This window comes from Pantoea sp. GM_Pan_4 (genome assembly GCF_026541005.1).
Lineage (GTDB): Bacteria > Pseudomonadota > Gammaproteobacteria > Enterobacterales > Enterobacteriaceae > Pantoea > Pantoea dispersa.
Genome location: NZ_JALNUZ010000010.1, coordinates 98,527 through 111,678 on the forward strand (window position 1 = coordinate 98,527; position 13,152 = coordinate 111,678).

Consider the following 13,152-nt stretch of genomic DNA (forward strand, 5'->3'; position numbering starts at 1 on the left):
CCATGGCACCAACGAAATCCAGTGGGCAGAAGTTCATTGCCCGCAATCGCGCGCCTCGCGTTCAGATTGAATATGACGTGGAAATTTATGGCGCGGAACGCAAAATTCAGCTGCCGTTTGTGATGGGCGTCATGGCGGACCTGGTCGGTAAACCACTCGAGCCGCAGGCGAGCCTTGATGAGCGTAAATTCCTGGAAATTGATATCGATAACTTCGATGAGCGCATGAAAGCGCTGAAGCCGCGCGCGGCGTTTCAGGTGGATAACACGCTCAACGGCGAAGGCAAGCTTAACGTCGAACTGACCTTTGAGAGTATGGACGATTTCTCACCGGATGCGATTGCCCGCAAAGTCGAACCGCTGAGCAACCTGCTGGAAGCGCGTACCCAGCTTTCGAATCTGCTGACCTACATGGACGGCAAAAACGGTGCGGAAGAGCTGATCGGTAAGATTCTGCAGGATCCAACGCTGTTGAAAGCGCTGACCCATCTGCCGAAGCAGGATGAAAGCGCTGAAGGTAAGGAGGAGTAATCATGACCCAGTCTTCGCATCAGCAGCAACAGGGCGCCTCGCACTACAGCGAGAATGAACTCAGCGCCCTGCTGAACAAAGAATTTCGTCCAACCAGCGATCAGGCGCGTGCAGCCGTCGAAAGTGCTGTGAAGACGCTGGCGCAGCAGGCGCTGGAAAACACCGTCACCATCTCGAATGATACCTATCGCACCATTCAGGCGCTGATCGCTGAGATTGACGACAAGCTGTCACAGCAGATCAACCAGATTATTCATCATGAAGAGTTTCAGCAGCTGGAGAGCGCGTGGCGCGGTCTGAGCTACCTGGTGAACAACACCGAAACCGACGAGATGCTGAAAATCCGTTTCATGAGCATCTCCAAGCAGGAGCTGGGACGCAGCCTGAAGCGTTTTAAAGGCGCTGGCTGGGATCAGAGTCCGCTGTTTAAGAAGATTTATGAGCAGGAGTACGGTCAGTTCGGTGGCGAACCGTTTGGTTGCCTGGTGGGCGATTACTATTTCGATCACAGCCCGCAGGACGTGGAGCTGCTGGGCGAAATGGCGCGTATCAGCGCGGCGGCACACTGCCCGTTCATCACCGGTACCGCGCCAACCGTCATGCAGATGGAATCATGGCAGGAGCTGGCGAACCCGCGCGATCTGACCAAAATCTTCCAGAACACCGAATATGCCGCCTGGCGCAGCCTGCGTGAATCGGAAGATGCCCGTTATCTCGGCCTGGTCATGCCGCGCTTCCTGGCGCGCCTGCCGTATGGCATTCGCACCAATCCGGTGGATAGCTTTGATTTTGAAGAGCAGACCGATGGCTCAAATCACAACGGCTACACCTGGAGCAACGCCGCCTACGCCATGGCAGCCAACATCAACCGTTCGTTCAAAGAGTACGGCTGGTGCACTGCGATTCGCGGCGTCGAGTCTGGCGGTGCGGTTGAAAACCTGCCGTGCCACACCTTCCCGAGTGATGACGGCGGCGTAGACATGAAGTGCCCGACGGAGATTGCCATCAGCGATCGTCGTGAAGCCGAGCTGGCGAAAAACGGCTTTATGCCGCTGGTGCACCGCAAAAACTCCGACTTTGCTGCCTTTATTGGTGCGCAGTCGCTGCAAAAGCCTGCGGAATACCATGATGCCGATGCAACCGCCAACGCACGTCTGGCTGCACGCCTGCCGTATCTGTTTGCCTGCTGCCGCTTCGCGCACTACCTCAAGTGTATCGTGCGCGACAAGATCGGTTCATTCCGCGAGCGTGATGAAATGGAGCGCTGGCTGAACGATTGGGTGATGAGCTATGTCGACGGTGACCCGGCGAACTCGTCACAGGAAACCAAATCGCGCAAGCCGCTGGCTGCCGCCGAGGTGAGCGTGGAAGAGCAGGAAGATAACCCGGGCTACTACGCCGCAAAATTCTTCCTCCGTCCGCACTACCAGCTGGAAGGCCTGACGGTGTCACTGCGTCTGGTATCGAAACTGCCTTCACTCAAATCGAATGAGAATTGATTAACTGTATCAGGCCGTCATGTATGGCGGCCTGAATTCTCACAAAGCTTTGCAGTTACCGTGCAGACGCAAAACGCTTATTGCGAGCCGGCTCCACGTTTCGATATTAATATCGAGGAACTAAAGGATTCACTATTTTTTATTGCTCCATCCAGTGGGACAATAAAAACACTCTCTGAATAAACCATGTAGCGATATTCAGAAAACGAGGCAGAGGTAAAATATGGACTGTTTTATTCAGCCCCATGCTTTCCTGTTTGCCATAACGATGCTTTATCAAAGCAGAACGTAAATCAAGCAAGAGAAGATAATTATGGCTATTGATATGTTTTTAAAAGTTGATGGTGTGACCGGCGAGTCTAAAGACTCCAACCACACCGGCTGGACTGATATTACCTCTTTCAACTGGGGTGCTAACCAGCCGGGTAATATGTCTGTTGGCGGCGGCGGTGGTGCAGGTAAAGTAAATTTTGCTGACCTGAGCGTAAATGCACTGATTGACAAATCCACCACTGCAATCCTGAAAAATTGCGCCAGCGGTAAGCATATCAGCAAAGTAGAGCTGTCCGTATGCAAAGCAGGCGGCACACAGATTGAATACGCACGTATCACACTGGAAGATGTGCTGGTGTCAAAAGTTGATTATACCGGTGCTGCTAATGGCGATACCCTGAGCGTGACTTACGCGTTCCAGGCTGCCAAAGTGAAGCAGCAATACTGGGAGCAGAGCTCTTCAGGTGGTAAAGGCGCTGAAAGCAGCGCTGGCTGGAACATCAAAGAAAATAAAGAAGCGTAATTGCTTTATTAAGCGGCCCTTTGGGGCCGCTATAAATATTTCAGAATACTTATCTGAAAATATAATTGAGCGGGATACAACTTACAGAAGAGATGTTAATAAGATTGTCTTTTAACTAAATAAATATTTAACTGCAAAAGGAGATTGTGATGACAGGTAAAACTTCCATCGAACCGGGATTTTGTGTAGTGCAACGCCCTGGAAGCCTCACCGAGCAAGCGATGTGGCTGTACGGTACGCGCAACATGCCGGCGGCAAATTACTTTTTGCAGTTAAATGCTGATGTCGCATGGGCTAAACCGGGACAAATCCTAATCGTTGCTGATCCGGAAGGAAACAATCATCCTGCGGCGATGAGTGCCCTGGCAACGGCAAAAGCGACAACCAACAATAGTCTGGCACATCTATCCGTGGATGAGGCTGACTTTTTCAACCGGCATTATGCTTCGATCGCTGCTATTACCAATTATATGGATCAAGCTTCGGGTCTGATCGGTGATGCAGGCGAGAAATACTTCTCAGAAATAGCAAATAAACTTACTGCAATTGAAAATGCCTATCGCAATCAGTACCTGACGGCAGGCACGCTATTTGGTGAGCAGTTTTTTATTGAGCGTCGCCGTCTGTTTGGCGAACTCGAACAGCTGCTCAATCGCGTTTCGCGATTGATTCTGAATTTGAGACCCTACGATAAAATTAAACATGCATTGAATTTGTCCAGTTCATCCATTGTGCACGACTGGCAAACCGCTGGAGTGGGAGCAATTCGTGGCTACTCAACCTACGTAGATGGTGCAGCGAAAGCAGCTAAGTTTATGAAAGCCGGGGGGTTGGTAGCTGTAGGATTTGGTGCCTTAAATACGACGAATGAGGTCTATCAGGCTTGTACGGTGGACCGGAAAAATGAGTGTGCTAAAGTTGCCGTAACCGAATACGCTAAATTTGCAGCGAGTACAATGGCAAGCGTTTATGGTGGTACATTTGGTGCAGCCTCAGGTCAGTTTGTTTGCGTTGCTTTGGGAATAGGTACTGGACCGATAGGTTATCTTACATGTTCACTGGTTGGAGCTGCTGTAGGTGGATATGTTGCTGGCGAGGTAGGTGGTTGGCTGACAGGATTTACAATGGATAAAATTTTATGAATTTTCCTGATGCTTTAATTTTTCTATCTGTATTTTCTTTTCTTTTATCGATCGTTTTACAAATTTCTGGCTATGTGATTTTTAGAAGAAATATCAAGAAATTCGAAGTTATTTTGTCTGAATTTCGACAGAGAAATCTTCAGCTAGACATCACGACGAATATTTCCTCTTACTTTAGCGCATCCTTTCATCCGCTTAAAATAGCTTATTTTGCTTATCTTTATAAAGGTGTCATGCTCTATCATAAAAGGAATGAAAGGGTAAACAAGGAAACCTATGATTTCATTCAGTCCCTGCCTAAAGAAAAAATAAACTGGTTGCTGCGTCTGCATACTTTAAATCTGGTTACTGCCTTTTTCATGATTGGCGGAGGCGTGGGGTTTATAATCTGGAGGCACTATTATAGTTAATCAGTCGCAGCATCTGTGATGGACATAGCTCCTGAAGCTGGGACAGTCATGATTATGGAAAACTACTGTGGACCTATTACTATCAATATCAGCTGCTTTGATAGGCTCGGGTTGCATTTTGCAAGTATGGGCATTTATCCTGTTCAAGAGTAATCAGCGGAAATTTGATTTTATAATGAGTGAGTTTCAGCGTATTAACCTGCAGAACGATATTATCACGCAGGTTGCTAATCATTTTCCATCATTATTTCATCATAACAAGGTCTCATATTTCGCACGGCTTTATAAAGGTGTGACCATGTATCATAAGAAAAATGAGCGGGTTAGTGCTGAAACATATAATTTTGTTCAAAATCTCCCATCTGAAAAGATAAAATGGTTGCTCATAGTGCATAACCTAAACTTAATCAGTGCGCTGCTATTATTTTTAGGTGCCGTAACTATTTTAATTTATAAGCGGATGCACTGATTTCTTCAGTATACTGAATGAAGTTTTCAGAATTATATATGTCTGCTTTCATTGTTTATATTGAATAAATCAGTTGTCGCTACATCCCGGCTAATCGTCTTGAACCGGTGTACTGACAAAGCACCACGCACATATTGTAGCGGCGCGATTCATCGCGCAATACATTGTGACGCTACAAAATTGCAATCATTTCTAAGCCAACGAAAATTCTAAATGGCAAATATGACACAACGCATCGCGCTTTAACGCACAGCCTCAATCATCTTATATCGCACACAGCATCGTATTACCCGCTTCCTATATTCCGCGTCTTTCCCCGAGAGCCGCGCAATATAGATGCCGAACCGCTAACCGCAGGAACCCGTTATGCGCTTTACGATAATAACGACTAAACCCGGCCACCAGCCGCCGCAAACCCGCTGTGACTTTATGCCGCCCGGCGGCACCATTGGCCGCGGAGTGGACAACAATCTGGTGCTGCCGGATGACGATCGCACCATTTCTCGCCTGCAGGCGATTGTGCACATCACCGCCGCTGGCGAATGCCGCCTCACCAACCGGGGCAACGTGACGCGCGTGCTGCTCAATGACATCCCGCTGGAGCGCGGGCGTCAGGTGGAATTACAGGATGGCGACGTGCTGGGCATCGATGATTACCAGTTGCTGGTCAACGATCTCAGCGGCGCGCAGCAGCCGCAGGCCGCCACGCAGGCACCGCAGCCGGTGGTGCAGGCGCCGGTAATGGCTGATGCGCCACCGGCGGAAAAGGATGCCAGCACCGCCGCGATCCCCAGCGAGATCTGGGACAGCCTCGCCAAAGAGTTCTCGATCTCCGATGATCTGTCGAAGCGCAAAGCAGCGGCCGAGGTGCTGCCGGAGGCCAATCCGCTCACCGCGCCGGCCAGCCTCGATCGCAACCCGGAGGATCCGCTGGCTCAGCTGGTGAACGATGCGCCGCTGGATATTGGCCAGCAGCCGAAAAACACCAGCCTGTTCGATGAAGGCGATGCGCTGTTTGCGCAGGAAAGTATCTTCGACGATCGCACCCCCAGCACGCTGTCGGCGCAGCAGAATGCCGCCGCGCAGCCGCAGGTCGAGAGTGCCACCGAGCTCGATCCGCTCAGCCTGTTTGGCAGCCAGAGCAGCAGCGACGTGCGCAACCACGACGATCCGCTCGGCCTGATGATGGGCAATGCGGTTCCGCTGGCGCAGCCGGAGATCGCGCCGGCACAGACGGTTCAACCGCAGCCCGTCGCCCAGCCGGAAACGCCCAGTGAACCCTCGCCGGAGACGGCACCGGTCGGGCTGGCGGATCTCAGCAGTTCGCCACTGTTTGATGACACCGAAACCCAGGCCACGTCGTCGCTGATCGAACCGCAGGCGGAGCAGCCAGAGACGGTCGCGCCGCAGATGGATTACGGCGGCATTACGCTGCCCACGCCGCAGGCGGTGCAACGTGTCCCGTCGCCGACGCCGAAAGGGCGGCTGCGTATCGATCCGGTGGCTTCCAGCCATCAGAACGCGGCACCCGCCAGCCAGGCGACAGCCAGCCACAACAGCGGCGACGCGCTGAAAGGCCAACTGCTGGATGCACTGCTGGAAGGCATGGGATTGCGCGATCTGCAGCCCACGCCGCAGTTCGACCGCGAGCAGATGCTGCAGTTTGGCCAGATGCTCAGCATGTTCTCGCAGGGCACCGTTGCGCTGCTGTCGTCACGCTCGATTCTTAAGCGTGGCGTCAAAGCGGATATGACGGTGATCCTCGATGACGCCAACAACCCGTTCAAACTGCTGCCGTCCGGCAAAACCGTGCTGATGCAGATGTTTGGCAGCCGCATGCCGGGCTTCATGCCGCCGCGTCAGGCGGTGCGTGATGCGCTGATCGATCTGCAGGCGCATCAGCTCGGCATGATCGCCGGGATCCGCGCCATTATCGCTTCGATGCTGCAATCCTTTAATCCGGATCAGCTGGAAGAGGAAGCACGCCAGGCGGGATCGCTGTCGCGCCTCGGCCTGCCTGGCAGCCGCAAAGCCGCGCTGTGGGAGCATTTTGTTGAGCGCTACGGCGAGACGGCGGGCGAGATTGAGGACGATTTCCATACCCTGTTCGGCGAAGCTTTCCTGCATGCCTACGACCTGGAAGTTAATCAGTACAAAGATTCACAAACCCACACGGATGACGCATGAATATCACCATTGCTTCCACGTCGAATCAGGGCGACCGCGCCAGCAATCAGGATCAAACCGGTGAGGTCATCGGTGAACGCTCAGCCTGCTTCGTGGTGTGCGACGGCGTAGCAGGATTTCCCGGCGGCGACGTGGCCGCCCGCATCGCGCGCAGCAGCCTGATGGAAGCGTTCGACGGTAATGCGCACCTGGATGCGCAGTCGATTCGCAACTACGTCAACCACGCGAATCACGCGATTCGCCAGCAGCAGAAAGCCAGCAGCGAGCACAGCCGCATGGGCACCACGCTGGTCAGCCTGTTTGTCGACCGTGACTACGAGCTGGCCTACTGGGCGCACGCGGGCGACAGCCGGCTGTATCTGTTTCGCCGCGGCTACCTCTATCACGTGACTACCGACCATAGCCTGGTGCAGCAGATGAAAGATGCCGGCCACCAGACCGAAGGTATCAACAGCAACCTGCTCTATTTTGCCCTCGGCATGGGCGATGAGCAGCGCGACGCCAGCTACAGCGATGTGGTGGAAATAGAAGACGGCGACGCCTTTTTACTGTGCACCGATGGCTTCTGGCACGGCGTGACGCTGGAGCAGATGCAGCAGTCGCTGCACATGGTCAATACACCGGAAGAGTGGCTGACGCTGATGCAGCAAATCATCCGCAACGGTCAGCCGGATAACGGTCAGCAGGATAACTTCAGCGCGCTGGCCGTCTGGATTGGCTCACCGCAGGACACCACCTTACTGCACTCGCTGTCCGAAGCGGCGCAGTTTTTCCCTCTTCGAGATTGAGAACGCCAACATGAAACATGGATTACTGGGTCTGGCTGCGCTGCTGCTCAGCACGCACGCATTTGCTGAGAACTATCGCATCGTGCAGTCCCCGGCACAGAAACTGGATGTCTGGATTGATGACGTGAAAGATAACCAGCTGGCGAGCTGGTGTAAGCGCAATGTTGATCTGCGCATCGTCACCCACGGCGCGAAAAACGTCGCGGCGCTGGAGGATTTTCTGCCGCGCGTCGCCGGGCTGATGGCATCGCAGTGTAAAGCGCTGCAGCAGCTCAACTGGGCGCTCAATGATGATGACGGCAACCCGATCGCCAGCGGCAGCGCTGCTAAAGCGCAGCAGTGGCAAACGGTGGTAACGCCGCCGCCCGCGCCCGTGCAGCAACCAGAGACCGCTACGGCTGCACCTGCCGCGCCGGTGCTCAACTCGCCGCAGGCCGATACCACGCCGTGGCTGCAGTTCAGCCTGCTCGACGGCTGTCACTTCCGCACCTGGTGGCAGCATCCGGCGCAGACCAGCGCGCTGTTCGTGCCGTCCAAACAGGGGCTGAGCTGCGGTCAGGATGGCTGGCTGAGCGGCCGCAGCAGCCTGACGCAGATGGGCAACGGTGCGGCGAAAAGCGTGGTGGTGACGTTCCTGCAGGGCTTCCCGATTGCCGGCCTGAATAACAAACAGCAGAGCGCCGAGCTCAGCATCACTACCGTCAACAGCGAACGCATGGTGCTGAGCAACGAGAAGTCGCCAGACAGCTGGCTGGTGCTGCCGTTCAGCAGCCAGTTCAATGGCTGGCAGGCACCGGATCAGGTGGTGGTGCAGATGCCCGCCAGCGATGCCGCCGATGAGAGCGCGCTGCGTGCACGGTTGCAGGAAGTGCGCAAAGTGTGGTCGCCGTGGCTGAGCGCCAGCGCACCGCTGAAAGTCCAGCTGGTAGAACAGCTGCATCCGGAGCTGAAAGATCCCGCCGCCGCGGTTTACCGCACCATCAACTAACGCAAAAGGAGCTTGCATGGAGTCGTTACAATCGCGCCTGGCCAGAGCCTCACTTGCCGATAACCTCGCCGATATCACCCGCCAGATTCAGGCCAGCCCGGCCAATGCCGACCTGCGCGCGGCGTTTGTGCAGCTGCTGTGCCTGGCGGGCAACTGGACGCGCGCGCAAACCCAGCTGCAATCGTGGCTGGCGCTGACGCCCCAGGCGCAGCCGACCGTCACCTTACTGCAGCAGGCCATTGCCGGTGAGCAGCAGCGTGAAGCGGTACTGCGCGGCGCGGCGCAGCCGCAGCTGCCGGGCAGCGCGTGGGCGTGGTGTGAAACCCTGCTGGCTGCGCTGAGCGCCGACATCCGCGGTGACTTCGCGCAGGGGGCTGAGCAACGTGCCGCCGCGCTGGCGCAGGCCGAAGCCAATCCGGGTCAGCTGCAGCAGCAGGAACAGACGGCAGACTTCGCGTGGCTGATGGACGGCGACAGCCGCTTCGGGCCGGTGTGCGAAGCCATTGCCAACGGCCGCTACTACTGGATTCCGTTCGCCGCGATCCGCGAGATGGAATTTCAGGCACCCGCCAGCGTGACCGATTTGGTCTGGCGCCATACGCGCGTGCAGCTGGTGGATGGCAGCGAGCAGATTTGCCAGATCCCGGTGCGCTATCCGCTGCTGCCGGGGGCGGATGAGCGTTATCTGCGCGCCAGCGTCACGGAATGGCAGCCGCTGGGCCACGATGACAGCCAGTTTACCGGCCATGGCCAGAAGCTGTGGCTGAGCGACAGCGGCGAGTATCCGCTGCTGACGCTGCAGCAGCTGACGTTCCAGCCAGGCGGCAGCGATGAGCCGTGATAACAGCTCGCACAACGACGGCTATGCCCAGCTGCATGGCGGTTTCCGCGCGCGTAAAAATCGCGATGCGCTAACCGCGCGCGACAAGCTGCAATCCTCGTTACTCGATCGTCTGACTGACAACGCGCCGGACAAGCAGAGCGAAGCCAGCAACACCACGCTGATTTCCCACAGCACGCTGCGCCGCCACGTGCTGCGCGATCTGCAGTGGCTGTTCAACACCATCAACAACGAAGCCCAGCAGGATCTCAGCGCCTTTGGTGAAGTGCAGCGCTCGGTGTGGAATTTTGGCGTGGCGCCGCTGGCCGGACAGAACATCTCCGACATCGAATGGCAGGATATGCAGCGCAAAATGACCGATGCCATTCTGCACTTTGAGCCGCGCATTCTGCCGCAGGGGCTGCAGGTACGCTGCGTCAGCGATCTGAAGTCGCTCAGCCTGCACAACGTGTTATCGATTGAGATCAAAGGCCGCCTGTGGTGCGTGCCTTATCCGCTGGAGTTTCTGTTCCGCACCCAGGTTGATCTGGAAAGCGGTCATTTTGAACTACTGGATGCAGGTTAATCATGGACAGCAAACTGCTCGACTACTACAACCGCGAACTGGCCTATCTGCGTGAGCTGGGCGCGGAGTTCGCTGCGCGCTATCCGAAAGTCGCCGGGCGGCTGGGAATGCGCGGCATCGAAGTCGCCGATCCTTACGTTGAGCGGCTGATGGAGGGCTTTGCTTTCCTCACGTCGCGCGTGCAGCTCAAAATGGACGCCGAGTTCCCGCGCTTTTCACAGCGGCTGCTGGAGATGATTGCGCCGTCTTATCTGTCACCTACGCCGTCGATGGCGATTGCACAGCTCACGCCGGACAGCCGCAAAGGCGACATCAGCAATGGCTTCCACGTGCCGCGCGGCACCATGATGGAGAGCCAGCACCTGAAAAAAAGCGGCGTAACCTGCAGCTACACTACGGCGCACGATGTCACGCTGCATCCGCTGCGCATCAGCGACGTTTCACTCGGCGGCGTGCCGGGCGATCTGCCGCTGGGCGAACTGAAGCTCAGCGGTCGCGGTGCCGCCAGCGCGCTGCGCGTGCGTATCGCCTGCGAAGGCATCTCGTCGCTCAGCCAACTGAATGTCGCCGATTTAATGCTGTATCTCAGCGGCCCGGACATTCAGGCGCAGAAACTGCTGGAGCTGCTGATGCAGCACCGCGTCGGCATCGTGCTGCAATCGGTCAAACAGAAACCGCTGCGCCAGGTGCTGCCGGATGAAGCGTTACAGCAGGAAGGCTTTGCGCCTGAGCAGGCGCTGCTGCCGGACGATCTGCGTAACTTCGACGGCTACCGGCTGCTGCAGGAGTATTTTGCCTTTCCGGCGCGCTTCCAGTTCATCAGCCTGAGCCAGCTGGCACCGTTTCTGCGCCGCTGCGATAACGCGCAGGAATTCGACATTATCATCCTGCTGGATAAGGCTGACAGCGCGCTGGAAAGCGTGGTGGACAGCAGCCATCTGGCGCTGCACTGCACGCCGGTGATCAACCTGTTTCCCAAAACGGCCGAGCGCCTGAAGGTCAGCGACAGCCAGCACGAATATCATCTGGTGGTGGATAACATCCGGCCGCTGGACTACGAAGTGCACTCGGTGCAGCGGTTGTTCGCCACCATTGAGGGCAAGCGCGAAGAGCAGTTATTCCGCCCGTTCTGGAGCACCTTCAGCGGCGACGACGGCGATTACGGTGCCTATTTCTCGCTGCGCCGCGAGCAGCGCACGCTGTCTGAGCAGGCGCAGCGTTACGGCACGCGCACCGGCTATATCGGCTCGGAAGTGTTTTTGTCGCTGGTGGATGAGCATCACACGCCGTGGCGCGACGACATGCGCTACCTGTCGGCAGACGTGCTCTGCACCAGCCGCGACCTGCCGCTGATGCTGTTGCAGCAGGAGCAGGGCAATTTCGTCATGCCGGATTCGATCCCGGTCGGTCAGCTGAAATTGTGTAAAGGCCCGACGCCGCCGCGTCCGGCGCTGGCCGAAGGGCTCTCCGCGTGGCGTCTGATCAGCCACCTGCAGATGAACTACCTGAGCCTGATGGACAGCAGCGACGGCCAGGGCGCCGCCGCGCTGCGCCAGCTGCTGAGTCTGTACGCTAATCTCGCCGAAGCGGCGGTGGCGCGCCAGATTGACGGTATTCGCCACTGCCAGCTTAGCGCGGTCAATCGCCGGGTGCCGGAACCGGGCCCGGTGGTGTTTGCGCGCGGCGTCAGCATCACGCTGGAGGTCGACGAACAGGCGTTTTCCGGTGCCAGCCCGTGGCTGCTCGGCAGCGTGCTGGAACGCGTGTGCAGCCGGCTGGTGGCGCTGAATAGCTTTACCGAATTCACTCTCAACAGCCAGCAGCGCGGCGAGGTGGGCTACTGGCCGCCGCGCATGGGCAGGAAGGCGCTGCTATGAGCGAGGCGCAGATCATTCTGCTGCAGCGCGCCCAGCGGCTGCCGGACGATTTCTGGCAGGCAGTGATGGCGGCACCGTGGCGCTACGATCTGTTTCAGCTGCTACGCCGGCTGGATGCGCAGGGCGGCCAGCGCTATCCGCTGGGACGCGCGCCGCTGCCGAAGTTCGAAGCGCTGCGCATTGGTCAGCAACCGTCGCTGGCGTTTGCCCCGGCAACGCTGGCCAGCGTGCAGCCGCGCGCAGAGGACGCGCGCCATGACGTGGCGATTTACAGCTTTGGCCTGTTTGGCCCCAACGGTCCGCTGCCGACCCATCTGACGGAATATGTGCACGAGCGCATCGTGCACCATCAGGATCACAGCCTGGCGGCGTTTGCCGACATCTTTCACCATCGCGCCACGCTGCTGTTTTATCGCGCCTGGGCCGATGCGCAGCCGGCCGTCTCGCTGGATCGCGCCGATAACCGCCGCTTTGTCGATTACCTTGCCTGTCTGGCCGGCATCGGTTTACCGGCGCAGCAGCAGGCCAGTTCGCTCAGCCTGCATGCGCGGCTGATGCTGGTCGGCCATCTCAGCCGCCACGGTCACGACGCTGAAGGGCTGGTACGCATTCTGCGTCACTACTTTGGCGTACCGGTGCAGCTGGCACAGAACGTGCCGCAGTGGCTGACGCTGGACGCGCGCGATCAGGCGCGGCTGGGGGCCGGACGCCAGATGCCGCGGCTGGGCGAATCGGCGTTCCTCGGTGTGGCGGTGCGCGATGTGCAGCACCGTTTTCGCCTGCGGCTCGGTCCGCTGAGCGCGCAGCAGTATGCCCACTTTCTGCCGGATGCGCCGGGCGCGCGCGAAGTGCGCGACTGGGTGCGTCACTATCTCGGCATCGAGATGCAGTGGGACCTCAGCCTGATCCTGGCGGCGGAAGAGGTGCAAAGCGTCACGCTGGGAGGCAATGCCCGGCTGGGCTACACCAGCTGGCTGGGACACGCGCCACAGCCGCAGGATCGCGAAGATTTCATGTTTGAGGTTGAGGCAGCCGCAAGCTAGCCCAATCGCTTTTCCCT

At 57.2% G+C, this 13,152-nt stretch carries 12 protein-coding genes; all 12 read left to right on the top strand.

What is annotated here, in order from left to right; genetic code table 11:
* Positions 1–2: 2 nt before the first annotated feature.
* The 12 genes from tssB to tssG all read left to right on the top strand — a co-directional run bounded on the left by tssB (position 3) and on the right by tssG (position 13,135).
* Positions 3–530, top strand: coding sequence for a type VI secretion system contractile sheath small subunit (gene tssB / locus OXR61_RS18440; RefSeq protein ID WP_021506786.1), 528 nt, complete (start codon positions 3–5; stop codon positions 528–530).
* A 2-nt stretch (positions 531–532) separates the two neighbouring features.
* Positions 533–2,029, top strand: coding sequence for a type VI secretion system contractile sheath large subunit (gene tssC / locus OXR61_RS18445; protein WP_021506787.1), 1,497 nt, complete (start codon positions 533–535; stop codon positions 2,027–2,029).
* 313 nt (positions 2,030–2,342) lie between these two features.
* Positions 2,343–2,825, top strand: a complete 483-nt coding sequence (locus OXR61_RS18450) for a type VI secretion system tube protein Hcp (protein WP_021313206.1) — start codon at positions 2,343–2,345, stop codon at positions 2,823–2,825.
* 149 nt (positions 2,826–2,974) lie between these two features.
* The gene (locus OXR61_RS18455; RefSeq protein WP_021506788.1) at positions 2,975–3,967 is read left to right on the top strand and encodes a membrane protein; all 993 of its coding nucleotides are present in this window, start codon (positions 2,975–2,977) and stop codon (positions 3,965–3,967) included.
* Positions 3,964–4,377, top strand: a complete 414-nt coding sequence (locus tag OXR61_RS18460; RefSeq protein WP_021506789.1) for a hypothetical protein — start codon at positions 3,964–3,966, stop codon at positions 4,375–4,377. Before OXR61_RS18455 ends, OXR61_RS18460 begins: the two co-directional genes overlap by 4 nt.
* 835 nt (positions 4,378–5,212) lie before the next feature.
* Positions 5,213–7,033 carry a type VI secretion system-associated FHA domain protein TagH gene (tagH, locus tag OXR61_RS18465; protein WP_021506791.1) on the top strand — a complete coding sequence of 607 codons (1,821 nt, stop codon included), beginning with the start codon at positions 5,213–5,215 and terminating at the stop codon, positions 7,031–7,033.
* The gene (locus OXR61_RS18470) at positions 7,030–7,821 is read left to right on the top strand and encodes a protein phosphatase 2C domain-containing protein (RefSeq protein ID WP_021506792.1); all 792 of its coding nucleotides are present in this window, start codon (positions 7,030–7,032) and stop codon (positions 7,819–7,821) included. Before tagH ends, OXR61_RS18470 begins: the two co-directional genes overlap by 4 nt.
* A gap of 10 nt (positions 7,822–7,831) precedes the next feature.
* The gene (locus OXR61_RS18475; protein WP_021506793.1) at positions 7,832–8,809 is read left to right on the top strand and encodes a hypothetical protein; all 978 of its coding nucleotides are present in this window, start codon (positions 7,832–7,834) and stop codon (positions 8,807–8,809) included.
* 16 nt (positions 8,810–8,825) lie between these two features.
* Positions 8,826–9,650: a type VI secretion system accessory protein TagJ gene (locus OXR61_RS18480; protein WP_021506794.1), complete on the top strand. Its 825-nt coding sequence runs from the start codon at positions 8,826–8,828 to the stop codon at positions 9,648–9,650.
* Entirely contained in the window at positions 9,640–10,215 is a 576-nt protein-coding gene (gene tssE, locus OXR61_RS18485; protein ID WP_021506795.1) for a type VI secretion system baseplate subunit TssE, read from the top strand. The genes OXR61_RS18480 and tssE overlap by 11 nt, the downstream gene beginning before the upstream one ends.
* 2 nt (positions 10,216–10,217) lie before the next feature.
* Entirely contained in the window at positions 10,218–12,092 is a 1,875-nt protein-coding gene (gene tssF, locus OXR61_RS18490; protein ID WP_021506796.1) for a type VI secretion system baseplate subunit TssF, read from the top strand.
* Positions 12,089–13,135 carry a type VI secretion system baseplate subunit TssG gene (gene tssG, locus OXR61_RS18495; RefSeq protein WP_021506797.1) on the top strand — a complete coding sequence of 349 codons (1,047 nt, stop codon included), beginning with the start codon at positions 12,089–12,091 and terminating at the stop codon, positions 13,133–13,135. Before tssF ends, tssG begins: the two co-directional genes overlap by 4 nt.
* Positions 13,136–13,152: the final 17 nt, after the last annotated feature.